Genomic DNA, 25,313 nt, shown 5'->3' on the forward strand with positions numbered 1-25,313 from the left:
CACCGGAACGAGGGCCCCCTTGGCGCGAGCAGGACAGGCCAGTGTTCTACCTGAGTGAGGGACTGGACGGCGGTGAGGCCGGGGGTGTCGGCGGCGCCGGGTGCGTGTCCGGCCTGCGGCACGCTCGAGCGGTGTCGCCGCCGTGGTCGACGTGCCTGTGGTCGTCGACCTGCCCCCGCTCGCCGGCCCGGCCCGCCGGGCGCCATCGCCGGAGTTCAAGGCCCACACCGGCGACGACGGCGAAGAGTGCGGCATCCTCTGCAACAGCCGGCTGCTGACGGAGGGGATCGACGTCGCCGCCGTGGACGCGGTCTGCTTCGCCGACCCCAAGAGCTCGGTGATCGACATCGTCCAGGCCGTCGGCCGCACGCTGCGCCTGTCCTACCGGCAGGGCAAGGTCTCCTGGGTCATCATCCCCGTCTACCTCCCGACGCCGCTGATCGGGGACGACACGGCGGCCGCGGACCCGGCCGAGATCCACGACGCCGGTGAGGCGGTGAAGGCCGAAGCCGACACCGAGATCGAAGCCAGCTCGTTCCGCACGATCTGGCGCGTCCTGCGCGTCCTGCGCGCCCTGGCCGCCCACGACGCCCGCGTCGTGGGCCGGATCACCGAGCTGCGTGCCCACCGCGCCCAGCCCCAGCACGCCATGGCGCAGGTCTCTGAGGACGGCGCGGCCGCAGAGGCCGGGGCGGGCGAGCAGCAGCTGGCCGCGGAGCGGTCGCCGGTCGACTGGCTGCGGATCGACGCCCGCCGGCACGCGGCGCGGATCCTCCAGACGGTGAAGCTGCGGGCCTTCAACCCGCGGGCGACGGAGTGGCAGCGCATGCACGCCGTCGCCGCCAGGTTCCACCTCGAGCACGGCCACCTCGACCCCACCGACCGCGAGAAGCACGGCGAGCTGATCTCCTGGCTCGACCGCCAGCGCTACCTCAAAGGCCAAGGCCTCCTCGATGCCGCGCGCGTCTCGGAGCTGGACGCGCTCGGCATGATCTGGTCTAAGCACACCAACGCCTGGGAACGCGGCTACGCCTACGCCCGCGCCTGGGCCGCCCACCACGGCCACCTCGCCATCCCCGCCACCGAGAAGCTGGACGGCTACGCGGTCGGCGCCTGGATGCGCCGTCAGCGCAAGGCCGAGAACCTCGGCGCCGACCAGGGCGCCAAGCTCGACGCGCTGGACGAGTTGTGGCGCCTGGAGCCGGACTGGAACCGCTCCTACCGCCGCCTGCTCGCCTACCTCGCCGCCGGCGGAACCCTGGACGGCCCCGCCAACCGCACTGGCGGCGAGGCGGACCCGGCGTTTAGGCCCGGTACCTGGCTGCGCAAGCAGGACAACGCCCGCATCGACGGGAAGCTGACGGACCAGCAGACCGCGCTCTTGTACGCCCTCTACCGGCACGCCGAGACCGTCACCGGCTGACCCTGCCCCGTACACCCCGCCGTCCCGGCCCACGCAGCCCGGGACGGCCGTCCGTCCCCGACCCTTGGAGGCACCGCGCGATGACCGACACCACCCAGCCGGACCCCGCCGGCGTGCCCCGGCTGGAGCTGGCCCTGTCCAGCAGCCGGCCCGCCCACGGCAAGAGCACCCTCGCGCTCACCATTCTGCGGGCCTGCTCCTTCCTCCATGGCCTGTCCGCCGTGATCTACAGCCTTGGGATGGTCTGCGACGAGATCGGCATGCGCCTGCTCTCTGCGGAGACCATCCTCCTGCTGGTCCACCACCGCAGCCCAGCAGCGCGAGGACGTTGCTGGGCCTGTGGAAGCGTGGCCGCGCCCGGACGGTTGGGACCAGTCGTGTGGGTCAGCTGAGCCAGTAGGTCGGCGACTGGACGTTTCCGTGCCAGACACCATTTCCGTCTACCCAGGACATCGAGACGTTGTAGTAGTTTCCTGGCTGAACACCTCCTTGCCAGGGCGTGTAGGAGCAGCCGCCGGGCCCGGAGCAGGTTGCTCCGTTTTCGTAGAACTGCGGTACCGCCTGGCCGTTGACGACCTTGTTCATGGCGAACACCACATGCGCGCCGCTCGGGAGCTGCGAGGATCCACCCACCATTACCACCCAGCTGGCGGACTGGTCGGAGGTGATGCAAATGCCGGGCTTCAGATCGACTCCACTGACATTGACTGCAGTCCGGAAGTGGCAGTAGGTCGTCGGGCTGGCGTAGGCAGTACCTGCAGTAAGCGCGGTACCTCCAGCGAACGCGACTGCAGCGGCAGTTGCGGCGACGGTTCGCCGAGCTACTTTGCGGAACTTCAACATGCATTTCCTCCCCGCTATATGGTCCTCTGCCTGAGGGCCTTCGAAAGGCTCTCTGGGCGCGCTGGTTGCGTGCAAGGTCGATTCGAGTCAGATATTTGACGTGAGAGGACGTTAAGTCCGTTTCTGGTAGATGCCTCGTCCGGGTTGGGCGAGGAAGCCCTGGCGGGTGAGGCGTCCGAGGCGGGAGCGGGTGACATTCAGGGAGGGGTCGTCGGTGGGCCAGCTGAGGAGTTCGTGCAGTTCGCGGACGCGAAAGGGCTGGTCGGGGTGGTGGTTGAAGGTGTCCAGGACCTGCTGGTAGGCGGTAGCCGGTTCGTCGGGCTGGGGGTCGATGCCGTCCGGCGTGATCTCCTGGACGATCTTCCGGGCCGTGGCCAGCTCGGCCAAGCGTCTCTCGGTCTCGGCCAGGGCGGTCGTAAGGTGCTCGATCTGCCGCCGCAGGTCGTCGGCCCGGGCCATGGCCTGTTCATGCCGAACCTGGACGTCCTTCAGGAGGTCGGCGACGTTCACACGGCCACCTCGTAGGCGTCGCGCCAGGCCGGGGCGGGGGTAGTGAGGCGGCGGGCCATGTTCGCGGTGGACGCCCAGTAGACGCGGGAGGCGGCGTTGTCGGGCCGGTGGTCGGACTCGCGGGCCAGACGCCGGTGGAGCATCAACGTGCCGTTGACCTGCTCGACCACCCACCGCTTCGGCTGCGGGACGAAGCCTTTGGCCTTGTCGTCGGGATTGCGGCGGACGATCTCGACGGTGATGCCGAGCAGGGTGCCGTGGATGACGGTCTCATCCTTGAAGCCCTGGTCGACCAGGGCCTTCTCCAGGCGGTTGCCGCACCGCTCGGCGGCCTGGGTGAGCAGGGTGGTGCCGGCGGCGTTGTCGTGGGCGGAGGCCGCGAGGACGACGACCCCGATGATCAGGCCCAGCACATCGACCACGAGCCCACGCCTACGGCCCGGCACCTCCTTGCCGGCGTCCAGTCCCGTCGTGGTCTTCGGGACACCGGCCGCCGCACGGACGGACTGGGTGTCGATGATCACGAGGGACGGGTCCTCTAATCGCTTGGCTCTCTCCCGCACCTGGCAGCGCAGCAGCTCCTGTATTCGCTGGTCAAGGCCGTCCTGCCGCCACAGCGTGAAGTAGTAGAACACCGCCGACCACGGCGGCAGGTCGTGCGGGAGGTAACGCCACTGACAGCCCGTCCGGTTCTGGTAGAAGATCGCGTTCACGACCTCCCGCAGGTCGCAGGACCCAGGATCTCCGGTCGCCGACCGGGCCACCCGCTCCTGCTTCCACGACTCGATCATCGGTCTGACCAGTTCCCACTGCTCGTCTGTCACGTCACTCGGATACGCCGGTCTCTCCATACGCCGCACAACATCACCTACCCCCCGGCCAGCACGCCAGTTCGTCGAACGATCACACGAACGAGCGATCCCTAACCATGAATAAAGGGACTTAACGTCCTCTCAGTGGGCATTTTGATAGCGATCATCCGCTATACGGCCTTCGTCCATGTCATGATTTGCCCCGATCTACGGAGAAGACGAGGTACGCCCTCACAGGGGCAGCGAAAGCCAGAGTCCGTCTCATCCGCTTATGGGTTCTGGGATCCGTCTGGTTTGAAGAAGTCATAGAAACGCCCAACAGGCAGCGGAACGAGATCCTCCACGCCACCCGTGCTGACGCTGTGTCATGACCGAGCGCAAGCCGTACCCGAGTGATCTGTCCGACGCCCGATGGGCCCTGATCGAGCCGATTCTGACGGCATGGAGAAAGGCTCGGTTCGACCGGCGGCCGACCGGTCAGCCGGCGAAGGTCGACTTGCGCGACGTCTTCAATGCGATCATCTACGTCAACCGCACGGGAATCCCCTGGAAGTATCTCCCGCACGACTTCCCCAACCACGGCACCGTCTATGCCTACTACGCCGCCTGGCGTGACGAGGGAATATTCGCCCAACTCAACTACGACCTCACCGGACTGGCCCGAGTAAAGGAAGGCCGCAAACCCGAGCCGACCGCCTCGGTGATCGACACCCAGAGCGTGAAGACCTCCACCAACGTGCCCCTGACCAGCCAGGGAACCGACGCTGCGAAGAAAATCGTCGGCCGGAAGAGGGGCATCCTCACCGACACCATCGGACTCATCCTCGCCGTCGCCGTCACCGCCGCGAGCCTGTCCGAGAACGCCCTGGGAATACGCCTCCTCAACCAGGCCAAGAAGACCTACCCGAGCATCTCCAAGAGCTGGGTCGACACCGGCTTCAAGAACGCCATGATCGAGCCCGGCGCAAGCCTCGGAATCGACGTCGAGGTCGTCCACCGGAGTCCGACGTCCCTGGATTCCACGTGGTGAAAAGGCGATGGGTGGTCGAACGAAGCTTGGGGTGGATCATGCAACGCCGCCGTCTCGCCCGCGACTACGAGACCCTCCCGACCAGCTCCGAAGCCATGATCCACATCGCCTCGATCGACAACCTCACCAAGCGCATAACGGACGAGACCACACCAACCTGGCGAGGAACTTACTAGAACATAAAGGGCAAACTACTCTCACCAAATGCCCTCTGAGTGGTTTTGTTGCCCGCTGCGTCCGTGACGGCTGTCAGGTTCCCGGCCGGGTCGTAGACGCTGATTGTGGTGTTGCCCGCAGGGTCCTTGGCCGTGGTGCGGTGGCCTGCGGCGTCGTAGCCGAAGGACGTGGTGTTGCCCAGCGGGTCCTTGACGCTGGTGAGGTTGCCCGCATTGTCGTAACCGTAGGCGGTGGTGTTGCCCAGCGGATCGGTAGTGGAGGTGAGCAGGCCGCCGGCGTCGTAGATCTCGACCCGGTGACGCGCCAATTCACCGTTCGCGTATTCCACCCGGCGCTGCGTGCGTGGGCAGACCACCGTCTACGGCTACGACGCGAACGGGCGGCTCGCGACCGTCACGGAGCTCCCGGCGGAGACGGAGTTCGAGGGCGAGGCGCTCGGCCGGTGGGTGCGGGCGCAGCGGGCCGGATGGGCCGAGTTCGACCAGGAGCAGCAGGACCTGCTGACGGCGATCGGCATCGAGGAGGACCAGGAGCTGGCTACCGCGAAGGTGGCCGCCGCGGCGAAGCCGAAGGTGTCGCGCGCGGACCGGTTCGCCCATCACCTGGCGGCGCTGGCGGCCTTCGTCGAGCGCGAGGGGCACGCCCGGGTCCCGCGCACCCAGGCCCGTCGGGACAAGCTCACCCCCGAGTAGCTCGGACAGCTGGAGGCCCTCGGGGTGAGCTGGTAGAGCTGGCCAGAAGACCGTGGAAGCGCCGAAGGACCGCCGCTGAGCGGCGGCCCTTCGGTCGGTACGGCTCCAGCGCGTGCACCACGACGAACCAGCACCGGGGTCAAGCAGCAGGCGGGCTTCAATCGGTACTTAGGCGATGCCAGTCACAGACTGACCTTGGCCCACCACCAGGACGACGGCCTCATCCGCCAGCATCCGACCGTCTGCTCCACGCGCAGCGTCGACCTCGACAGAGGCCAACACATGGAGGCCGTCACAAGCTCTCGGCTCCCCTAGGACGACAACCTGAATGGGAAGATCTCCCGGCAGTTTCGCCAGAGCGTTGTAGAGATCCCTGACGCATTGCATATCGCGCTTCCCTGCGCCCTCGCCGGTCAAGACCTGGCCTCCTTTGCTGGAATCCATGGAGTGTAAATAGTTACCCGTCTCGATAAACAAAGAATAAATGGCGAAGAGTCGCGCAGCCTCAGGCCTCTAGGTGGAGTTTCGTACACCCATTGGTCTACACCTTCGCCCGATGTTCCGCAGGTGCAAAGTTGCGCGTTCAGTAAATCACACGAGCCGGCACGTCTGCTCGCCGCCGTTAAGATGGATGGATTCCATTGGATTACTGCCACAGTATGCCGATATGCAAGATTTCAGACAGCTATGACACCGACTGTCCATCGCTTCAAAATTTCGGACATTTGACCCATGCTATCCAAGGCGAGAACGATAGCTTCGAGATTTATGCAATATTTCCACACGGGCCTCATATCCGGGGCGGGTCCGTCCGTTAGGCCGTGTCCTGCCGATCAGTTGGGTCGTTGATACGACTATGGGGAGTAGGAGTGATCTGACTGACAGTCAGTGGGAGCGGCTGCAGCCGCTGTTGCCGGTGAGCAACGGGCGTTGTGGCAGGTGGCGGGACCACCGGCAGGTCATCGACGGCATCTTGTACCGGACCCGGACAGGCGTGCCGTGGCGGGACCTTCCGGAGCGCTACGGCTCATGGAAGACCGTCCATGAGCGGCATCGTCGCTGGTCGGCCGACGGGACGTGGGAACGTCTGCTCCAGCGGGTCCAGGCGGAGGCGGATGCCGCCGGTGGCATCGACTGGGACATCTCCGTCGACTCCACATCCATCCGCGCACACCACCACGCGGCTGGCGCCCGCCGCACTCCGCCAGTCCTCAAAGGGGGCGCCGCACGAGCGATCAGGAACGCTCGGGTGTGGACGGAACTGTTCAACTGCCTGGCGGCGGCGGGGCGGCCGGAGAGGCCCTCGGACGGTCCCGGGGCGGCCACACCACCAAGATCCACCTGAGCGCGGAAGGCCACTGCCGGGCGTTGTCCCTGGTCATCACGCCGGGACAACGCGCCGACTGCACTCAGTTCGAGCCCGTCATGGACAAGATCCGGGTTCCGCGTATGACGACCGGCCGGCCTCGTACCACGCCCGACAGCGTCAGCGCCGACAAGACACCCCATGCAGTTATCGGGTCAAGCAGCCGCGGCGAGTGGTGCTGATTTCGGCGGTGCGAACGCGATCGCTTCGTCGAACGGCTGGCGGCTGGTCAGGCAGTGGTGGAGCTGGCCGAGCATGCGGTTGAACAGGTTCCGGAGGGCCGCGTAGTAGCGGTCGCCGGTGTCCCGCCGGTGGTTGTAGTGGTTGTGAGCGCCGGGTGAGGCGGTGAGTGCGGCGAAGGCCCAGTGCCTGCCGGTCGCGGCCAGGCGGCTGTTCTTGATCCGTCTGTGGCTGACGCGACGGCTCTTGCCGGACTCCCGCGTCACCGGGGCGCTTCCGGCGTAGGCCTTCAGGTCCCGGGCCGTGTCGAATCGGGTGCGGTCGTCGCCGATCTCGGCGAGTATCCGGGCGCCGGTGAGCACGGCGAGGCCCGGGAAGCTCGTGATGATCTCCGCGTCGGGATGCTGCAGGAAGAGCTCTTCGGTGGCGCCGGCCAGGTCGTCGCAGGCCTGGCAGGCTGCTTCGAGCTGGGCGAGCAAGGCGAGTGTCTGACGTCCCATCGCCGTTTCCACCAGCGCAGGCTGACGAAGCCAGGTCCGGCGGAACACCTCGAGCAGACGGTCGGTCTCGGCGTCGATCCGGCGTTGGCGGCCGGCCCTCGTGATGGCGGCCTTGAGCTTGCTGCGGGTGAGCCTGGCTGCTTCGGCCTGCGTGGGCGCGATCGCCAGAATCGCGCGGGCTTCACGCGCCAGCAATCGTTCGCGCTTGTCGGCGAACGCTTCGAGGATCGCCGGGTAGTACTCGCGCAGGTGCGAGCGCAGTCGGTTGTGGGCTCGGGTGCGGTCCCAGACCGCGTCCTGCTGGGCTCTGGCGAGGACGGCTATCGCCTTGACCAGGTCGAAGTCGCCCGGCAGGGGTCGGTGAAGCTCGGCGTCGGTCCGCAGGATGTTCGCCAGGACGACGGCGTCCTGGTGGTCGGACTTCTTGCGGGAGGCGGTGTGCCGATCCCGGTAGCGCGCGACGGCCATCGGATTGATCGCGAAGACTCGGCGTCCGGAAGCCCGGAGGCAGGCCACCAGGAGCCCGCGGGACGTCTCGATCGCGATCGGGACCGGAGTCTCCGGGCTGTCGCCGTGCTCGGCGAGCAGTCGCAGCAGGTCCTGGAAGCCGGCCGCATCGTCGCCGATCCGCAGTTTGCCCACAAGGCGGGCGTCGGCGTCGACCAAGGCCACGTCGTGATGGTCTTCGACCCAGTCGATTCCGCAGGTCACGTGCATGCGCGCCTCATTTCGATACTTCGCTGTCCGTCGGCGTCGAGCCGCGGCAGGACCACTCGGCGACCTAATAGAAGCGCTCGCTGGCGCACCACCCCATCAGCCGTCCGTGGCCCCAGCTGTTCCCAGGGTCCTCGCTCTCGTGAAGAGCTCCACGGCTCCGGCTGATCAAGAGGTGGCCCTGAAAACGGCTCGAACCACGGCACGCTACGGCGGCCCAGTCCCAAGCGGCAGGGGCCGCGCACGCGTCGCTCTTGTCGAAGCGCTCGAAGCGCGGCATACAGCAAGACGTCTCGCCCGGCCCCTGCCAGAGCTGACCCAACTCCCAGCCCTCAACGCCTATTAGAAGTCATCTCATTTGGATGGCTAGACTCTGGGCGTGCTGATCGTGGAGCGTCTGGTGCCGGACGAGTTGTGGGAGCTGTTCCAGTTGGTGGTGCCGGCGGCGCCGACCCGGCCACAGGGCGGTGGCCGACGCCGTTACGGGGATCGCGAGGTGTTGGCGGCGATCGTCTTCGTGGCAACCTCCGGGTGCACGTGGGCCCAACTGCCGCCCTGCTTCGGCCCGTCCGGGCCGACTGCCCATCGGCGGTTCGCCGAGTGGAGCAAGGCACGGGTGTGGGCCAAGCTCCACCGGGTCGTCCTGGACGAACTCGGCGCACGGGGCGAGCTGGACTGGTCGCGCTGCGCGGTTGACTCCGTGAACATGCGAGCCCTGAAAAGGGGGACCTGACAGGTCCGAATCCTGTCGATCGGGGCAAGTACGGGTCGAAGATCCACCTGCTCACCGAACGCACCGGTTTACCCCTGTCGCTCGCGATATCCGGCGCCAACGTCCACGACAGCCAGGCCCTGATCCCGCTGACCGATGCCATCCCGCCCATCCGCTCGCGCCGCGGCCCCAGGCGACGCAGGCCAGGCAAACTCCACGGCGACAAGGCCTACGACCACCGATTCATCCGCGCCTACCTGCGACGACGCCGGATCCCGGCCCGCATCGCCCGCCGGGGCGTCGACTCCTCCCAGCGCCTGGGCCGACACCGATGGGTGATCGAGCGCACCGTGTGCGCCACGAGGCGCTCTGTTTGTATCCCCGGCTCAGCCGGGAGGAACTCGGAAGGAGGTTCCTGGGCCGAATGACTCACCTGGATCCGAAAGGTGAAGGGGACAAGAGCATGTCAGGAAACCGGTGACCGGGTCCAGTTGTCTGGGACGGTGTGCCGGGCGGCCCGCGCGATATGGCGAAGACTGGATTGTTTGAAGCCCAATCTCCAGAAGATGCAAGTTCCCATCCGTCGGAAAGACAGCTGAAACCGACGCCGACCCTGCACCGGTTTCGATTGTGTCAACTGGTGCAACTTCCGGGGCCCGGAGCGATGTCCAGCGAGGACATTCAAGGAGATGAGTGGGACGCCTGTGTCGCGCTAGAACGTACAGACAGGGACGAACGTGGGATCGCCTACGGGACGCGAGTCCTATGGCGACGGAGGTCCCGTAGTAGTCGCCGGAGTCACGCCCGGTCAGGGAGGACGGGAAAGCCGTCCGCAGGGCGAAGGGGGCCAGGTGATTCGGACACCCGGATATGGGGAGGTATGCGAAATGCAGAGCGCCGCAACGGTGCTGGGTGTCCTGCGTGAGCGCGGCAGGCGCCGTCTGCCGTGCAATGAACTGTATCGACAGTTGTTCAACCCGCAGTTGTATCTGATGGCCTACGGTCGCATCTACGCCAACCACGGCGCGATGACGCCCGGGGTCACGCCGGAAACCGTGGACGGCATGTCCCAGCGGAAGATCGACCGGATCATCGAAGCGATGCGCCACGAGCGCTACCGCTTCCGGCCGGTCCGGCGCGTGCACATCCCGAAGAAGAACGGGAGCACGCGACCGCTGGGGCTGCCGACCTGGTCGGACAAGCTCGTCGGCGAGGTGGTCCGCCTGATCTTGGAGGCGTACTACGAGCCGACGTTCTCCGACCGATCGCATGGATTCCGTCCCCGAAGGGGCTGTCACACCGCCTTGCGGGAGGTGGCCCACACCTGGACCGGGACGTCCTGGTTCGTCGAAGGGGACATCGCCGACTGCTTCGGCAGCCTGGACCACCAGGTCCTGCTGTCGATCCTCGGCGAGAAGATCCATGACCAGCGGTTCCTGCGGCTGGTGCGCAACATGCTCACAGCCGGATACCTGGAGGACTGGAAATGGGGAGCCACGCTCTCCGGAGCGCCGCAAGGCGGAGTGGCTTCCCCGATCCTGTCCAACATATATCTGCACCGGCTGGACGAGTTCGTCGAGAAAGTTCTGATCCCGGAGTACACCCGTGGAGAGCGCCGGGTTCGCAACCCGGCATATCTGGAGTTGCAGAATCTGCTGGCGAAAGCCCGCCGGCGCGGCGACCGGGCCCAGGCCCGGGCACTGCGTCAGCGGATGGTGAGCCTGCCGAGCGCGGATCCCAACGATCCGTCATATCGCAGGCTTCGCTATGTCCGCTACGCAGACGACCACCTCCTCGGATTCACCGGACCGAAAGCCGAGGCTGAGCAGATCAAGCACCGCCTGGCGGAATTCCTGCGCGACGAACTCAAGCTGGAACTCTCCCGGGAGAAGACGCTGATCACCCACGCCCGCACCCGGGCGGCGAGGTTCCTCGGCTACGAGATCACGACCCAGCACAACGACACGAAGAAGACCGGCCGCTACCGCAGGGTGAACGGCCAGATCGCCCTTCGTGTCCCCAGGGACGTGATCAAGGCCAAATGCGAGCCCTACCTCGTTCGCGGCAAGCCCGCGAAGCGAACGGAACTGACCAACGGCAGCGATCACGCGATCGTCGCCACGTTCGGGGCCGTCTACCGGGGCATCGTCCAGTACTACCTGCTTGCCGGAGACGTCTTCCGGCTGCACCGCCTGCGATGGGTCATGGAGACCTCGATGCTCAAGACCCTTGCGGGCAAGCACCGTTCGACCGTGACGAAGATGGCCGCCAAGCACAAGGCCAGGATCGACACACCAAACGGGCCCCGAGTCTGCTTCGAGGCCTGCATCGAGCGGGAGAACAGGAAGCCGCTGGTGGCGCGGTTCGGTGGAATCCCTCTTCAACAGCAGCGGTCGGCGAAGGTCGTCGACCGTCGGCCTGTCTGGGTGGACTATCCGCACAAGGAGCTGATCACCAGGCTCCTGGCGGACACGTGCGAGGTCTGCGGGGCCACCGGTGATGTCCAAGTGCATCACGTCCGGGCCCTCGCCGATCTCGCACGTGCTGGATGGCCGCCGTCCGACTGGGCGCGCGTCATGCTCGACCGGCGGCGCAAGACCCTCGTGGCCTGCGCTGCCTGCCACGACCGCATCCACGAGGCACGAACAGCCGGATCACACACGCCGTGATCACTGGAGAGCCGGATGACAGGGAAACCGTCATGTCCGGTTCGGCGGGAGGCCGCGCGGAAAAGGACCTGCCACGGGCAGGCACCTCGCCGCGCGGCCGACCCAACCCGCCTGGCTCAACGGTTTCCGCCGCCTCCACCGCCGCTACGAACGCAAGGGCGAGCACTTCGCCGCGTTCGCCAGCATCGCCGCAGCAGTCATCTGCCTGCGGAGAATCCCCAAATGAGATGACTTCTTAGGCCTACAGCAACCGTCGGACCCGCCGCTACCTGCGACGACGAGGGATCCCGCACGTCATCCCCGAGAAGGCCGACCAGGCGGCGAACCGCCGTAAGCGGGGAAGTGCCGGCGGCCGGCCACCCGGATTCGACAAAGAGCGGTACAAGAAGCGCAACGTCGTCGAGCGTGCGATCAACAAGCTGAAAAACTTCCGCGCCGTCGCGACCAGGTATGACAAGCGCGTCTACGTCTTCCTCGGCACGGTCACGGTCGCCGCACTGGCCATCTGGCTCCGCTCATGATCGGCCGGACAGGACCTAGGTCCTCTGAAGCCGGGCTTCACGTCTTCAGGGTGCCCACGGAGGCGCCTTCTAGGGGCGGGCTTCTCGGGCTCTCGGGGGCAAACCACCGGTACGTCAAGGCCTGCCACCCGGTTCGAGGACGGGGCACCCCGCACCACGGGTGCATAGCTCTGTGGCTGGCAGGTCCGCGCCGCGGCCACCTCCGCAGGGCTGACTGTCAGACCTGTCCGAGGCATCGGCACGGCGGCTGTCCGGCTGCGGATGTCAACGGACACGCCGAGATCCTCATAGGCGGACATTTCCGGGTCCTTTCCGGCGGACATCTGATCTCCCTGCCCGGTGTGACAAGTAGTCACTCAGTCGGGCTCGTCAACGTAGGGTTGGCGGGTGTCAGCTGATCTGGGAGACCGGCCGAAGCCCAAGCCGTTCGATGAGTTGCAGAACCTCTATGACGTGCTCGAACACGTGCGGCAGCGGCCCGGCATGTTCGTGCGCAACGGCTCACTGGACGAGTTGGGCCTCTTGCTTTCGGGGTATGGCCTCGCGCTGCGGATTCATGGCGTGGACGAGCGGTTCGATCTCGACCCGGTAGGTCCGTTTGCCCAGTGGTTGAGCTGGACGCGCGGGTGGTCGATGGTCTGCGGCTGGGCGACGGCCATCGAGCAGAACTGCGGGGACGAGCCGCCACTGGAGGCGTTCTTCCGACTGCTGGACGAATGGCGGGCGAGCCTCGCGGCTGCGTCGAACGCGCCGGCTGGGGCCTGAGGCGACGGGCTGCACCGACTCGATCACGGGGCGAGTGAGACGACGCCCTTGCCGGCGGTGGCCTGCGCGAGGCGAAGGCTGGTGCCCTCGGTCAGCACGATGTGCGCGTGGTGCAGGAGCCGGTCGACAGCTGCGGTGGCCAGCGTCTTCGGCATGATCGAATCGAATCCCGAGGGGTGAAGGTTGCTGGTCACCACCACCGAGCGGCGTTCGTAGGCGGCGTCGATGACGCGGTAGAACGCCTCGGCGGCGGCCTGCCCGCAGGGCAGCATGCCGATGTCGTCGACGACGATGAGGTCGCATCGGGTGATCTTGTTGACGGCTCGGGTGACGGAGTTGTCGACGGCGGCTCGGCCGAGGTTGGCCGTGAGCGATTCCAGGGTGAACCAGCAGACCTGCAGGCCGGCGTCGATGGCCTTGTGTGCGATGGCCTCGGCGAAGTGGCTCTTGCCTGTGCCCGAGGGGCCGCTGAGCGAGAGGTTCTCGGCGCGGTGGACCCATTCCAGGGTCATCAGCGCGTGCTGCATGGGCGCCGGGATCGAGGAGACCTCTTCGTCCCAGGACTCGAAGGTCTTGCCGGTGGGCAGGTTGGCCTGCTTGCGGTGGTTGCGCTTGGTCGCCTCGTCACGGCCCTTGATCTCCTCCTCCAGCAGGATTCTCACCACCTCGGCGGGGTCCCAGCGCTGGGCCCGGGCAGTGGCCAGCACGTCGGGGGCAGCCGCGCGCAGGTAGGGGAAGCGCATCTGCTTCAGCACCGCCTCCAACTCGGCCGGGATCGGCGGCGCGACGGGCGCCGACGGCAGCGGGGTGGGCATCACGAGCGGCTCGGCGACGACTGCGGTCATGTGAATCGGCCTTTCGGACAAGGGCCGCCGGGCGGCGGCCGGAAGAGTGGGCCCGGGCTCGCGCCCGCCGAGCCGGCGGGCGCGGACCCGCGCCAGGGCCGTGGTCACCAACGCGGCGAACAGGGCGGTGGAGGTGGGGTTCACGTCGTCTTGCGGCCGAAATCCGCCCAGGCCGAAGTGCCGGGCTGGACCGAGTACTTCTCGTCGCAGAAGACGAGGTCGGAGGGGCGGGCGCCGGTAGCACGGTGGCGCACGATCGACAGCAGGTCGTCGTCGGCGAATCGGCCGGCGGCCGCGGCCAGTCCGAGGCAGAGGTCGACCTCTCCGGCGCCGACCAGCGCGGCGAGCTCGACCGCGGCCGCCATCTTCACCCGCATCCGGGTGGTGCCTGCGGCGGCGGCCTCCATCAGCCAGGACGCGGCGCCGGGGCCGAGCGCGAGGAACGCCTCCTCCGCGGCGGTGGAAGGTCTCGCCTTGGGCGGGCGGGGCGAGCCGTCCGCCCGCTGCGGATGGTCGGGGTAGTGGGCCGGGTCGACGACCGGTCGGCCGGGCAGCGCGATCCGGTGGCGGGCGACCTCCAGCAGCCCCGCGGGGCCCTGCAGCCACTCGGGCCGGTGCGGGAGTTGGGCGAGGTCGACCACGACGACCAGCTCGTCGCCGTCGACCCGCACCCAGGCTTCCTGGCCGACCAGGCCGGGCGGGGTCGAGTAGCGCACCGACCCGAATCGGACCGTCTGGTCGCTGTTGATGCTACGGGACTCGCCCAGGGCCAGCGTGTGCGGGGACGCGGGCAGTTGGTGCAGCCGGCGGCGTTCGATGTCCAGCGCGGACGAGGGCATCCGCCCGCTCTCGCGGTGGACCCGGTTGTTGACCTGGTGGCAGAACAGCGCGCAGGCTCCCCGCAGTTCGGCGAACGACTGGTAGTCCGGCCGCAGGTTCGCCGAGGTCGGGACCAGGTCGGCCTTGGCGATCCGCACGGTCGCCTCCGAGCCGCCCTTCGATTCCGGGTCGAACGGCACGCAGGTGTGGACCTGCATCCCGTAATGTCGGCCGGCGGCCACGATTTGGGGGTGCCGGACCGGGATGCCGGCGACCCGGTCGACCGTCACGGTCTTCTCGTTGTCGGTCAGCGTGTAGGTCGGCGCCCCGCCGATCGCCCGCAAGGTGGCGTCGACGCATGAGATCAGCGTCGGCAGCGTGCGGTCCCAAACCGGGATCACCACCCGGAAGCGCGACCAGGCCAGCCACGCGCAGAACAGCAGCGTCTGCCGCGGCTCACCCGTGCCCGGACCAGGCACTTTCGGCCCGAACCCCCAGTCGAACTGCAGCCATAGGCCCGGCTCGGTGATCTTCTCTGAACTGTCGAGATTGAGACTTGGCAGTAGCCTCACGCTGGTGAATCTCAACCTCTTCAACGATGTGCCTGATGGTCTGACTCAACGAGCCCGATCGTTCGTCCGCGCGCACGGCGTCAAGGTCGACGTCCGGCCCGTCGAGGAGCACAGACAGTGGTGGCTTGAGCGAGACATCCCTGCGACGGTCATCGACCGGATGGCGGCATATCACGAGCGATGGGGCGGCCTGGTCCTGCCACCCGCATCCACGTACGACGGCGGCCCGAGATACTTCGAAGCGGACTCTCCTGAAGGCTCTGCGTCCGAAGGGTGGTGGTTCGAAGCCGGTGTGCAGCGGACAGCGGTTCCCTACTCGTTCATGATCGGGCCATCTGGTGAGTTCGGTATTCACGCAGGTCAGTGGTCGCCCCTCCATGCCACTGTCGAGGGCTGGGTGGAGTCGCTCGCGCTGGCCCACCACGCGTCCATGTGGGCAAAGAAGATCGTCAAGGTCAATGGCGACGAGGTCGACGGCATCCTGCTGGATGAGTACGAGCCAGTGCACGAAGTGTTGGGCTTGGCCGACACCTGGTGGCGAGGGGCCGACTCACTGGTGGCGATCTATTCAGGGGAGGCCGAAGCCATGGCTTTCCCTCGGGGTCGCACTGCGTTGATCTACTCCGGCCTGGATGAGTGGGGCCTGCGAGGAGGCGTCAAGGACGGTGGCAGCTGAGCCCGTGACAAGCCTTTGGCTTCGGTGGTGACATGACGCCCCGCGACGTCGGGGAAGGCCGGCATTCCGAGGTGGATGGCGGCGGCGCGGTGGGTGATGAGGTTGTCGAGCTGGGCGAGTTTGGCGTTGGCCGCGGCGAGGCTGACCTTGAGCCCTTCGGCCTCGCCGCCCCAGCCCTCGCGTTCGGCCTCGGTGATCCGGTCGATGAGGTTGTCGCGGATGTCCACTAGTCGCGGCCGCTGGGCCGGGGCGGCCCGTAGGAGCGGGCATCGGATGCAGCTGTGCTCGTGGAGGCAGCTGGTGCCGTAGGCCCGGCCGCAGTCGCCGAGGGCGACCTTGCGGCGTTCGAAGTGGCCGAGGAACTCCTCCCATTCCTGCTCGGTGGGGCTGCGGTATTCCTCGCTGGGCCGCAGGTCCCGGCGACGAGCGATGAACGCGCGGTGCCCGTTGATGACCTCCTCGGGATAGACGGCCTTGTAACCCATGGTGGTGTTGATGTCGCGATGGCCCAAGACGAGCTGGGCGATGTGCGGTGGCATGCCGTTCATGACGGCGTCGGTGGTGAAGATTCTCCGGAAATCGTGCGGGGCGAAGTGCAGCGGCTTGCCGGTCGTGTCGGTGGACCCGGTGGCGGCGAGTGCCTCCTGAAGCAGGGTGCGGATGCCGTCGATGGGGATCGGCCGGTCCTCCAGGCCGATCTTGCGCTGGAACAGCAGCGGCATGGGAGGGTTCCAGACCTTCTGGTGGTGGTCATAGGCGACCACGAGCGGGACGCCGCCATCATCGGTGCGGATGCGGCAGATGATCGCGGAGAGTACGTCGGCGAGTTCCGGAGAGACGACCAGGAGCCGTTCCGCGTCGGTCTTGGAGGGGGCGATCTGCAGCAGGGGAACGAGTTCGCCAGTGTTGGGTAGCCGGTACTGGACCAGGCTGTGGTGCGAGATCTCGCTCAGTTCCTCGATGCGGAGCCCGGTCATCCGCAGCACCTCAACCGCGGCCCAGCCCCAGAACGCGTTGCTCTCCTCCCGGGCCAGGTTCCGGCGCCGCCCGCTCTCGGGCTCCTCTGCCCAGAGATGGGGCGAGTGCCGCTTGAGGACCGCACGTCGCAGCGTCTGGCCTCCAGCGGTGAACAACTCGCCGGGGCCAGCGCAGTTGGCGGCCTCCAGGCGTGCCGCGGCTGCCTTTCGGTTGCGGTCGACCGCCTCGACCAGGGCAGGGAGGACGGGCAGGCGCTCGCGGGTGCGCTGGTCCATCCGCGCCTTTTGGGGTGCCGTTAACGAGCGGCGAACCAAGTGACAGGTGACTCCGTGAGTAACTTCGCGACCGGGGCCAGCCCTCACGCTTCCCGGGTTGATCTGGCACTTCGCCCCGCACGGTCGATCCTCTGCGTCAGCTGACGGGTGCTGGCTTCCTCACCAATGTGGATCGGCGTCCCACTCGGGGTCCGGCTCGCTGATCTGCTCGTACGACGCGAAGGTGTGGGTGTCGAAGAAACAGGCGATGGAGAACGGCTGCCGGGGATCGGTGAGGACCCGGTAGATGAACTCGCTGGTGGAACCGTCGAACCGCTCCCAGCCAGCGGCGACGTCATCATGCGGCTGGGCGAGAATCGGCCAGCGGTCGGGATCGGCGGAATCGGTCAGCCAGAAGAACTGGTCGGCTTGGACGGAGTCCGCCCACTGAAGCAGGCCGCCGGCGGCGGGGAACACGGGATGCGGACTGAAGAGGTCGCCGATCGAGGAGTCGGCAGCGGCTCGTGCGCCCAGCCACTCGGCGCCCTTGATTAGGTCGTGGTGCGGGCTCGGCGTGTCAGGGGTGGAGAGCTGCAGGAACCCGTCGAACGCTCCCGAACCGAACCACTGCGCCAGCTGCTTGTAGTCGGTCGGCAGGGCGACGCCGAGCCGCGCCTCCACCGAGGGCCAGTCGATCACCCTCCCCGTCGCGCTCTCCCAGCCTGTGATGGCTGCCAGCTTCTCGCTCCACGTTGCCGCTGTGTCCACGGTGCCGAGTAAATCGCAGTGCACGGACAACGCTCGGCGCGGGGCCTCTGTACTCCTACTTCGGAGTCACAGTCACTCACCGTGGTGAGATCGCCCGTCGACAATCGGAGGGCGGAGCGACAGGATTCGGAGGTGACGAATCTGATCGACATGAACGAGCGCGAGTACTTCGTCCAGTTCGCCAAGCGGACCGGCATGTTCATCGGCCGCACGTCCCTCACTGGCGTGACCGCCTTCATGGTGGGCTACGACCAGGCGGCCCAACGGCATGGCGGGCCGGGCCTCGATGGTTGGCGTGAATGGCTGATGGCCAACTATCCGGTCAGCGGCAACCTCGTCTGGGAAGCCCAGATCCGGCAGGTCGCCCTGCCGGGCTGGGAGGGCGGCTGGGACCTCACGCCAGAGCAGGAAGCGCACGTCCTCAAGGTGCTCTTCGAGCTGTTCGACAAGTTCCTCGCTGAACGGGATGGCGCCGCTTCGGGATCGTGAGGCGCCTTCCACGACCGAGGTATGCCGGTGAGGTCGACCCACGGAGGCTCATGAGCGCGGGCCAACTGAGCCGCTCAGTCTCAGCACCACAGCTGGCCGTCGTCGGGCTCATCAGCCTCCGGCTCCTTGTGCTCCCGGTCGTCGCTGTCGGTCCAGGTGCCGAACGGTCCGGGCAGGCCGGGTTCCTCGGCGCCGAGCTGGAGGGCGCCGCCCTTGAGCCGGTGCGGGCCGGGGATCACCGGGCGCCGCCGTCGAGCTGGGCGGGGATGCGGCTGGCGCGGAGCTCGCGCAGGTCGGGGATGTGGTTGTACAGCGTCCCCGGGCTGATCTTGAGGAGCTTGGCGATCGCGGTGATCGAGAGGTCGGGGTTGGGCAGCATGTCGCGCGCGGCCTTGATGATGTCCGGGTTGACCGAGGGCCGGCCGCCGACCTTGCCGCGGGCGCGGGCGGCGGCCAGGCCCTCGCGGGTGCCGGAGACGATCAGCTCGCGGACGAACTCGGCGAGGGCGGCGAAGACGTGGAAGACGAGCCGGCCGCCGGGGGTGGTGGTGTCCAGGCGCTCGTGCAGCGAGGTGAAACCGATCTCCCGGCGCCGGAGCTCGCTGACCATGTTGATCAGGTCCTGAAGAGAGCGGCCGTAGCGGTCGAGCGCGGGGACCACCAGGGTGTCGCCGCGCTGGAGGAAGGCGTGGCACGCCTGCAGCTCCGGGCGGTCGTCGTCCTTGCCGGACTTCTTGTCGGCGAAGATCCTGCGGCAGCCGGCCTGGTTAAGGGCGTCGATCTGGCGGTCGAGCTTCTGTCCGCCGGTGGACACCCGTGCGTATCCGATGCGGATCTCGGTCCGAACGGCCGCTTCGGCGACCGGGAGTTCGAACTGGTCCGGTTCAAGTGGCGTGCTCACGCCCGGAATCCTCTCAGAAAAGGGTGGTCGGAGGTTCTTGAACCATCCGGGTTTCTGAAGGGGTTTTTGAAGGCCGTGCGGATCTTTTCGATCTTGGTCCGGCAATCTTCAGTAAACGTTGGTTTGTTGAAGATCGAGCTGTGTGCTTCTGGCCGCTGGCGCCGCTGGGATGGCGAGCGATCCCGATTACAGGGGCCCGCGGCGAGACGGCGGGGTCTCGATGATGAGGGCGATGCCGTCGAGGAGTGGCTTGAGGCCGAACTCGAACAGGGTGTCCAGGTCGAGGTCGTAACCGTCCTTGCAGCTGCTCGCGATCCTGGTGAATACGGGGTACCGGGTCGCCGTGGTGATCGCCGCGAAGGCGGGGGCCTGGTGGTCCATCCACTCATCCTCGGACAGGCCGGTGGCGGCCTCGGCCTGGGCTTCCCGTTCCAGGTGTACGGCGATCCCCTGGATGTAGCTGTAGAGCAGGACGTGCAGGTCGAGCATGGTCTCCGGGCCGAGGCCGTGACCGTCGAGGGCGGCGAGCGCCCATTCCGCGTGGACCATCAGGGCCGGAAGCATCAGGGGGCGGGTGAGGGAGCCGACCTGTGCGAGCCAGGGATGCCTGCGGTGGATCCTCCACAAGGTGCGCGCACCGAGTTCCAGGCGGGCCCGCCACCCCTCCGGTGACTCGACCGGGTAGGTCTCCTCGCCGAACGCCGCGTCCGCCATCAGGAGAACCAGGTCGTCCTTGCTGTTGACATACCGGTAGGGGGACATGGCGGCGACACCGAGCCTGGCGGCAACGCTCCGCATCGACACCGCGCTCAGCCCTTCGGCGTCTGCGATGTCCACCGCGGCCCGGATGATCCGTTCGCGGCTCAGTTCGTGATCGGAGGGGGCCATGGAGGGAGGCCGGCGCTTGGACGGGGCACGGTGCTCCACCAACGCCGCGCTCTCTCTGGCCGCTACCACGGTACCGACCCGGGGACGGGCTTCGACCAGCCCTTCCAGGCGAAGCGTGGTGAGGGCCTTCGTGGCCGTGGCGAGCGCGACTCCCCACTCGCGGGCGATCTGGCGTGTCGACGGCACGCGCTCGCCCGGGGCAAGCGTGCCCTCGGCGATGCGCCGGGCGATCTCGTCGGCGATGCGCCGAAACGGCGGGTCGGACTGCGAGGCCATGCTGTCGGCTCCCCGAGAAATTTCTTTCGCGCCATCGAATCTGTACTAGATCAGACCCTACCAGCACGGGAGGCCGAAATGGCCCTACTATCCTAGAGCAGAGCAGGGTAAATGGCAGTTGGCAGCGCTGCACATACGCCGTACATTCAGGGCGCGTACAGCGTATGAAGGAGCTTGTATGAAGACTGTGCTGATCTCCGGCGCCGGTGTCGCCGGGTCCGCGCTCGCCCGTTTGCTGCACCGCGACGGCGTCACCGTGACGGTCGTGGAACACGCCCCGGTCATGCGGCCCGGCGGCCAGGCGGTGGACATCCGTGGCGTCGCACTCGATGTCACGGAGCGGATGGGACTGCTGGCTCAAGCCCGGGCCCACCGCACCCGGATGCGCGGCATGTCGGCGCTGGACGGCGACGGCAAGGAGATCCACCGCTCCACCGAGACGACCTTCAGCAGCGGCCGGCTCGCCAACGACGACATCGAGCTGCTGCGTGAGGACCTGGTCCGCATCCTGCACGAACACGCCGGCGCCGACGTCGAGTTCATGTTCGGAGACCGCATCACCGCGCTCGACCAGGACGAAGACGGGATACGGGTCACCTTCGAGCACGGACGCCCCCGGACGTTCGACCTGGTCGTGGGAGCCGACGGCCTACACTCGGCCGTGCGACGGCTGAGCTTCGGGCCCGAGAAGCAGTTCACCCGCCACCTGGGCATGCATCTGGCGATCTTCAGTGCGGACAACTTCCTCGCCCTGGACAACTGGCAGCTGTGGCTCAGAGACGGCGAGGCCGGCTACGGCATCTACCCGGTGCGCGACAACACCCAGCTGAGGATCACGTTCGGCTTCGCAGGCGAACCGCTTCCCGCCGGCCACCGTGACGCCGAACAGCACAAGCAATTCGTCGCCGATCGGATGGCAACGCTGCGCTGGGAGACCCCGAGGCTCCTGAAGGCCCTGAGGGAGGCAGACGACTTCTACTTCGACGCGATGACGCAGGTCCACATGGACCGCTGGTCGAACGGCCGCACCGTCCTGCTCGGCGACGCGGGCCACTGCGCCTCTCCGCTGTCCGGCCAGGGAACCAGCCTCGCTCTCGTGGGAGCCTACGTACTGGCCGACGCCCTGCGACGCGCGGACGGCGACCACCGAACGGCCTTCGCCTGCTACGACAAGCGCATGCGCCCCTTCGTCGAGCTCAACCAGGCGCTCGCCACTGAGAATCCTGGCGGACCAGCTGCCGAAGCCTCCGTCGAACGGGCCAAGAACGCGATCGCACTCGACGACTGACGGTCCGGTGAGTCGAGGTGGCTGCCGCAGCCTGAGTGGTCACTGCGGCGTCCAGCTCAGCCCCCAGTTGCTGGCCTGGGCCGACGTGGTAGTCGCCGTGGACCAGGCCGTCCTGGACTCCCTGCGCGAGCTCGCCGACGAGGGCGGCTGTACTTGGTCGGCGGGACGTACCCAACCCGTGGCAGCAGCCCGCCGAGGCGTTCACGCCTGCGTGACCGTCGTGAGGCCGGCGCCGACCGGCACCTAACCCGCGTGTAGAACTTTGAGCACGCCGAAGGGCGGCACCGAGGACCAGGCAGGCCCGGGCCGCCCTTCGACCTGTCCGGACGGGGGTGGCTCGGCTCTACCAGACCACCTGGCCCAGCGGGGCCGTTCTGCGATATCCGCCACCGGCGAGGCGGACGGTCACTACCGTCCCCAGCGATTGCCGGTCTTCGTGGGAGGGGCACACCGGTGGGGCGGGATCTGGGGCTGGACCAGGTCGTCGAACATTTCACGCTGGTCGGCGACGAGGTGGCGTGGCTGCGGAACAAGCCCGGGGCGACCCGGATCGGTTTCGGCGTCCAGCTCAAATTTCTGCTCTGGCGCGGCCGGTTCCCCAAGAACCGGCTGGAACTGCCGCCCGATGCCGTCGACCACGTCGCCCGGCAGGTCGGCGTGCCTGCTGTGGAGCTCGCGTCCTACGACTTCACCTCGCGCACGGCCAAGCGGCACCGCAGCGAGATCCGGGAGCTGACCGGCTGGCGCGAGTGCAGCCAGACCGACGCCATCAAGGCCACCTCGCACCTGGTGGACCTGATCTGGCACGACGAGCGCCGCGAGGAGCAGATCCGCAGCGAGCTGCACCGGCACCTGCGGGCCGAGCGGACCGAGCCCCCGACGACGGACCGCCTCACCTCGATCGTCCGCTCGGCCCTCCACCAGGCCGAGGAGCGGGCGGTCACCGAGGTCGCCCTGAAGCTGCAGGCCACAGGCGGCCTGCCGCAGCGGCTGGACGCGCTGGTCTTCACCAACCTGACCGGCGCCCCAGGCGAGCACGCCGCGCCCGAGGAGCCGGCCGGCGAGGGCGGCGACGGCGACCAGGACGAGGACGACATCGAGGCGGTGCTGTCGCAGATCAAGGCCCATCCCGGCAACGTCAGCCTCAACTCGCTGCTGGAGGAGATCTCCAAGCTCAAGCAGGTCCGCGCGGTGGGCGTCCCCGCGAAGGCGTTCACCGGGATCGGCGTGCAGGTCATCAGCGCCTGGCGGGCGAGGGCATCGGCCGCCTCGCCGAGCCACCTGCGGCGCTTCGACCCAGCGGTGCGTCAGGTCCTGCTGGCCGCGCTGCTGTTCCAGCGCCAGCGCGAGATCACCGACACCCTGGTGGAGCTGCTGAACTCCACCGTGCACCGGATCAACGCCCGCGCGGAGAAGAAGGTCACCGACGCCTTCGTCGCCGAGTTCACCAAGGTCCGCGGCAAGACCGGCCTGCTCGGGAAGATCGCCGCCGCCTCCCTCGGCCGCCCGGACGGCACCGTGCGCGACGTCGTCTACCCGGCCGCCGGCGGGGAGAAGACCCTCAAGGACCTGGTCGCCGAGCTCAAGGCCACCAGCGCCGAGTTCGCCCGTAACAAGCGGGAGGTGTTCAAGTCCTCCTACAGCAACCACTACCGGCGCGGGCTGATGCAGTTGCTCGGTGTACTGGACTTCCAGTCCTCCAACGACGCGCACAAGCCCGTCATCGACGCCCTGGCGCTCATCGAGCGGCACAAGGACTCCACCACCCAGTACCTCCCACTCGGCGAGACCATCCCGCTGGACGGCGTCGTGCGCAAGGACTGGATGGAGTTCGCCGTCCACACCCCGCTCAAGGGCCCGCAGCGGGTGGTCCGCACCGTCTACGAGGCGTGCGTCTTCCAGGCCCTGCGCGAGAGGCTGCGGTGCAAGGAGATCTGGGTCGTCGGCGCCGACCGGTGGCGCAACCCCGACGAGGACCTGCCCGACGACTTCGACCTCCGCCGCACGGAGTACTACGACAAGCTGAACAAGCCGCGGGATGCCGCCGACTTCACCGCCCAGCTCAAGAAGGAGATGCGCGAGGCGCTGACCGCCCTGGACATAGCCCTGCCCAAGCTGCCGTAGGTCACCATCAGTGCCAAGTACCGCAGCGGCGCGATCAGGTTCACCGACCCCGAGCCCCAGCCGGAGCCGAAGAACCTGCGCAAACTGAAGAAGGCCATCCGCAAGAAGTGGGGCACGGTCGCCCTGATCGACATCCTCAAGGAAGCCGCCCTGCGGACCGGGATGCTCAAGGCCCTCGCGCCCGTCGGTACCCGCGAGGCCATCGACGAGGCCAAACTCCTCGAACGCCTCCTGCTGATCGCGTACGCGTACGGCACCAACAGCGGGATCAGTTCGGTGGCGGCCGGCGAGCACGGCCACTCGGAGGAGGACCTGCGCTACACCGCCCGCCGCTACTTCACGGCCCTCGGCCTGAAGGCCGCCGGCGTCGAGGTCGCAGGCGCTACCTTCGCCGCCCGCCAGGAGACCGTGTGGGGCCAGGGCACCACCACCGTCGCCTCGGACTCCACCCACTTCAAGGCGTGGGACCGCAACATATTCACCGAGTGGCACTCTCGGTACGGGGGCCGCGGCGTTTTGGTGTATTGGCACATCGAGAAAGGTTCGATGGCCATTCACAGCCAGCTTCTCAACTGCACCGCCTCCGAGGTCGCCGCCGCGATCGAGGGCATGATGCGGCACGCCACCACGATGAAGGCTGAGGGCAACTACGTCGACTCGCATGGCCAGTCGGAAATTGGCTTCGGGCTGACGAGGTTGCTGGGCTACGACCTACTGCCCCGGATCAAGCAGATCAACAAGGTCAAGCTCTACCGGCCCGGCCGCGAGGACGAGGACATCTACGAGCGTCTGGCCGACGCGATGACCCGCCCGATCCGCTGGGACGTCATCGAGAACAACTACGACCAGCTCATCAAGTACGCCACCGCGATCCGGGTCGGCACCGCCTCCACCGAGGCCATCCTGCGGCGCTTTACCCGCACGGCCTCCCACCCCGTCTACCAGGCCATGCTGGAGGTCGGACGTGCCCAGAAGACCGTCTTTGTCGCCCGCTATCTGCGCTCGCGCGACCTGCAGCGCGAGATCCAGGAAGGGCTGAACGTCGTCGAGGGCTGGAACGGCGCCAACGACATGATCTTCTTCGGGAAGAATGGCGAACTGTCCAGCAACCGCCGTGACCAGCAGGAACTGTCCGTCCTCGCGCTCCACCTGCTCCAGGCGGCGCTAGTCTTCGTGAACACCCTGATGATCCAGGACCTCCTGGCCGAACCGGAGTGGACGGGCGCCCTCACCGACGAGGACAAACGTGCCCTCACCCCGCTGTTCTGGATGCATGTTCAGCCCTACGGCGAGGTACGGCTGAACATGGGCAACCGGCTCCAACTCTCCGCCCCCGAGCCGGCCGACGCGGCGTGAACGGTCGGCCATGCCGCTCAGCGCGATACACCCTGAGCACGGCGCCCTGGACCTTACCCTGGGCGGCCTGGGCTGCGAGGGCCGCCTCACCTGGGAGCAGATCCACCGCGCCCGGCCCCGCGTGCCGCTGACCTGTCCGAACCCGAGTCACCGGCAGGTTCAACT

Annotated in this window: 20 protein-coding genes and 5 pseudogenes; 13 read left to right on the forward strand and 12 right to left on the reverse strand. The window is 67.5% G+C overall.

Annotated elements, in window-relative coordinates:
• The first annotated feature begins 142 nt into the window (after positions 1-142).
• Positions 143-1,423 carry a helicase associated domain-containing protein gene (locus BOQ63_RS07040; RefSeq protein WP_191093640.1) on the forward strand — a complete coding sequence of 427 codons (1,281 nt, stop codon included), beginning with the start codon at positions 143-145 and terminating at the stop codon, positions 1,421-1,423.
• Between the two features lie 80 nt (positions 1,424-1,503).
• Entirely contained in the window at positions 1,504-1,815 is a 312-nt protein-coding gene (locus tag BOQ63_RS07045) for a DnaB-like helicase C-terminal domain-containing protein (RefSeq protein ID WP_072653723.1), read from the forward strand.
• Here the strand turns inward: BOQ63_RS07045 and BOQ63_RS07050 are convergent.
• The 3 genes from BOQ63_RS07050 to BOQ63_RS07060 all read right to left on the reverse strand — a co-directional run bounded on the left by BOQ63_RS07050 (position 1,808) and on the right by BOQ63_RS07060 (position 3,627).
• Complete coding sequence (locus tag BOQ63_RS07050; RefSeq protein WP_143174660.1) at positions 1,808-2,266, reverse strand: hypothetical protein; 459 nt, start codon at positions 2,264-2,266, stop codon at positions 1,808-1,810. The genes BOQ63_RS07045 and BOQ63_RS07050 overlap by 8 nt on opposite strands.
• 111 nt (positions 2,267-2,377) lie before the next feature.
• Positions 2,378-2,776 carry a hypothetical protein gene (locus BOQ63_RS07055; RefSeq protein ID WP_191093641.1) on the reverse strand — a complete coding sequence of 133 codons (399 nt, stop codon included), beginning with the start codon at positions 2,774-2,776 and terminating at the stop codon, positions 2,378-2,380.
• A complete protein-coding gene (locus BOQ63_RS07060; protein ID WP_150476338.1) occupies positions 2,773-3,627 on the reverse strand; it encodes an IS5 family transposase in 855 nt (284 codons plus the stop codon). The genes BOQ63_RS07055 and BOQ63_RS07060 overlap by 4 nt, the downstream gene beginning before the upstream one ends.
• Positions 3,628-3,955: 328 nt before the next feature.
• Here BOQ63_RS07060 and BOQ63_RS07065 point away from each other — a divergent pair.
• A pseudogene (locus tag BOQ63_RS07065) lies at positions 3,956-4,794 on the forward strand (IS5 family transposase).
• Here BOQ63_RS07065 and BOQ63_RS07070 read toward each other — a convergent pair.
• Entirely contained in the window at positions 4,791-5,123 is a 333-nt protein-coding gene (locus BOQ63_RS07070) for a hypothetical protein (protein WP_223886203.1), read from the reverse strand. The pseudogene BOQ63_RS07065 and the gene BOQ63_RS07070 sit on opposite strands and share 4 nt — an antisense overlap.
• A gap of 10 nt (positions 5,124-5,133) precedes the next feature.
• On the opposite strand from BOQ63_RS07070, the gene BOQ63_RS07075 reads away from it, so the two are divergent.
• Complete coding sequence (locus tag BOQ63_RS07075; RefSeq protein ID WP_072653726.1) at positions 5,134-5,487, forward strand: helicase associated domain-containing protein; 354 nt, start codon at positions 5,134-5,136, stop codon at positions 5,485-5,487.
• Between the two features lie 856 nt (positions 5,488-6,343).
• Positions 6,344-6,987, forward strand: a pseudogene (locus tag BOQ63_RS07080) (IS5 family transposase); the annotation flags it as partial.
• A 21-nt stretch (positions 6,988-7,008) separates the two neighbouring features.
• Here the strand turns inward: BOQ63_RS07080 and BOQ63_RS07085 are convergent.
• Positions 7,009-8,250 carry an IS110 family RNA-guided transposase gene (locus tag BOQ63_RS07085; RefSeq protein WP_072653728.1) on the reverse strand — a complete coding sequence of 414 codons (1,242 nt, stop codon included), beginning with the start codon at positions 8,248-8,250 and terminating at the stop codon, positions 7,009-7,011.
• A 376-nt stretch (positions 8,251-8,626) separates the two neighbouring features.
• On the opposite strand from BOQ63_RS07085, the pseudogene BOQ63_RS07090 reads away from it, so the two are divergent.
• From BOQ63_RS07090 to BOQ63_RS07105, 4 genes and pseudogenes are all read left to right on the forward strand, one after another.
• Positions 8,627-9,409, forward strand: a pseudogene (locus BOQ63_RS07090) (IS5 family transposase).
• Between the two features lie 437 nt (positions 9,410-9,846).
• Positions 9,847-11,628: a reverse transcriptase/maturase family protein gene (locus BOQ63_RS07095; RefSeq protein ID WP_191093617.1), complete on the forward strand. Its 1,782-nt coding sequence runs from the start codon at positions 9,847-9,849 to the stop codon at positions 11,626-11,628.
• 239 nt (positions 11,629-11,867) lie between these two features.
• Positions 11,868-12,149 (forward strand): annotated as a pseudogene (locus tag BOQ63_RS07100) (transposase); the annotation flags it as partial.
• A 387-nt stretch (positions 12,150-12,536) separates the two neighbouring features.
• Entirely contained in the window at positions 12,537-12,914 is a 378-nt protein-coding gene (locus tag BOQ63_RS07105) for a hypothetical protein (RefSeq protein ID WP_223886204.1), read from the forward strand.
• Between the two features lie 23 nt (positions 12,915-12,937).
• Here BOQ63_RS07105 and istB read toward each other — a convergent pair whose 3' ends face one another.
• Together istB and BOQ63_RS07115 are read right to left on the reverse strand one after the other, a co-directional pair.
• Complete coding sequence (gene istB, locus BOQ63_RS07110) at positions 12,938-13,759, reverse strand: IS21-like element helper ATPase IstB (protein ID WP_318299399.1); 822 nt, start codon at positions 13,757-13,759, stop codon at positions 12,938-12,940.
• 140 nt (positions 13,760-13,899) lie between these two features.
• The gene (locus BOQ63_RS07115; RefSeq protein ID WP_223886205.1) at positions 13,900-15,057 is read right to left on the reverse strand and encodes a Mu transposase domain-containing protein; all 1,158 of its coding nucleotides are present in this window, start codon (positions 15,055-15,057) and stop codon (positions 13,900-13,902) included.
• 97 nt (positions 15,058-15,154) lie between these two features.
• On the opposite strand from BOQ63_RS07115, the gene BOQ63_RS07120 reads away from it, so the two are divergent.
• Positions 15,155-15,826 carry a hypothetical protein gene (locus BOQ63_RS07120; RefSeq protein WP_072653729.1) on the forward strand — a complete coding sequence of 224 codons (672 nt, stop codon included), beginning with the start codon at positions 15,155-15,157 and terminating at the stop codon, positions 15,824-15,826.
• On the opposite strand, the gene BOQ63_RS07125 is transcribed toward BOQ63_RS07120, so the two are convergent.
• Positions 15,769-17,079, reverse strand: a complete 1,311-nt coding sequence (locus BOQ63_RS07125; RefSeq protein ID WP_072653730.1) for a tyrosine-type recombinase/integrase — start codon at positions 17,077-17,079, stop codon at positions 15,769-15,771. The genes BOQ63_RS07120 and BOQ63_RS07125 overlap by 58 nt on opposite strands.
• Positions 17,080-17,238: 159 nt before the next feature.
• The gene (locus tag BOQ63_RS07130) at positions 17,239-17,826 is read right to left on the reverse strand and encodes an SMI1/KNR4 family protein (RefSeq protein ID WP_143174661.1); all 588 of its coding nucleotides are present in this window, start codon (positions 17,824-17,826) and stop codon (positions 17,239-17,241) included.
• Between the two features lie 132 nt (positions 17,827-17,958).
• On the opposite strand from BOQ63_RS07130, the gene BOQ63_RS07135 reads away from it, so the two are divergent.
• Complete coding sequence (locus tag BOQ63_RS07135) at positions 17,959-18,315, forward strand: hypothetical protein (RefSeq protein WP_107488445.1); 357 nt, start codon at positions 17,959-17,961, stop codon at positions 18,313-18,315.
• Between the two features lie 80 nt (positions 18,316-18,395).
• Here the strand turns inward: BOQ63_RS07135 and BOQ63_RS07140 are convergent, their stop codons facing one another.
• From BOQ63_RS07140 to BOQ63_RS07150, 3 genes are all read right to left on the reverse strand, one after another.
• On the reverse strand, positions 18,396-18,554 hold the full coding sequence (locus tag BOQ63_RS07140) for a hypothetical protein (protein WP_167395672.1): 159 nt from the start codon (positions 18,552-18,554) through the stop codon (positions 18,396-18,398).
• Positions 18,551-19,216 carry a recombinase family protein gene (locus BOQ63_RS07145; RefSeq protein ID WP_072653732.1) on the reverse strand — a complete coding sequence of 222 codons (666 nt, stop codon included), beginning with the start codon at positions 19,214-19,216 and terminating at the stop codon, positions 18,551-18,553. Before BOQ63_RS07145 ends, BOQ63_RS07140 begins: the two co-directional genes overlap by 4 nt.
• A 186-nt stretch (positions 19,217-19,402) precedes the next feature.
• Positions 19,403-20,380, reverse strand: coding sequence for a TetR/AcrR family transcriptional regulator C-terminal domain-containing protein (locus BOQ63_RS07150; protein WP_072653733.1), 978 nt, complete (start codon positions 20,378-20,380; stop codon positions 19,403-19,405).
• Between the two features lie 178 nt (positions 20,381-20,558).
• Between BOQ63_RS07150 and BOQ63_RS07155 the strand changes: the two genes are divergently transcribed.
• Together BOQ63_RS07155 and BOQ63_RS07160 are read left to right on the forward strand one after the other, a co-directional pair.
• Positions 20,559-21,668 carry an FAD-dependent monooxygenase gene (locus tag BOQ63_RS07155; RefSeq protein WP_072653734.1) on the forward strand — a complete coding sequence of 370 codons (1,110 nt, stop codon included), beginning with the start codon at positions 20,559-20,561 and terminating at the stop codon, positions 21,666-21,668.
• 453 nt (positions 21,669-22,121) lie between these two features.
• A pseudogene (locus BOQ63_RS07160) lies at positions 22,122-25,148 on the forward strand (Tn3 family transposase).
• Positions 25,149-25,313: the final 165 nt, after the last annotated feature.

The organism is Streptomyces viridifaciens (assembly GCF_001888885.2).
GTDB lineage: Bacteria > Actinomycetota > Actinomycetes > Streptomycetales > Streptomycetaceae > Kitasatospora > Kitasatospora aureofaciens.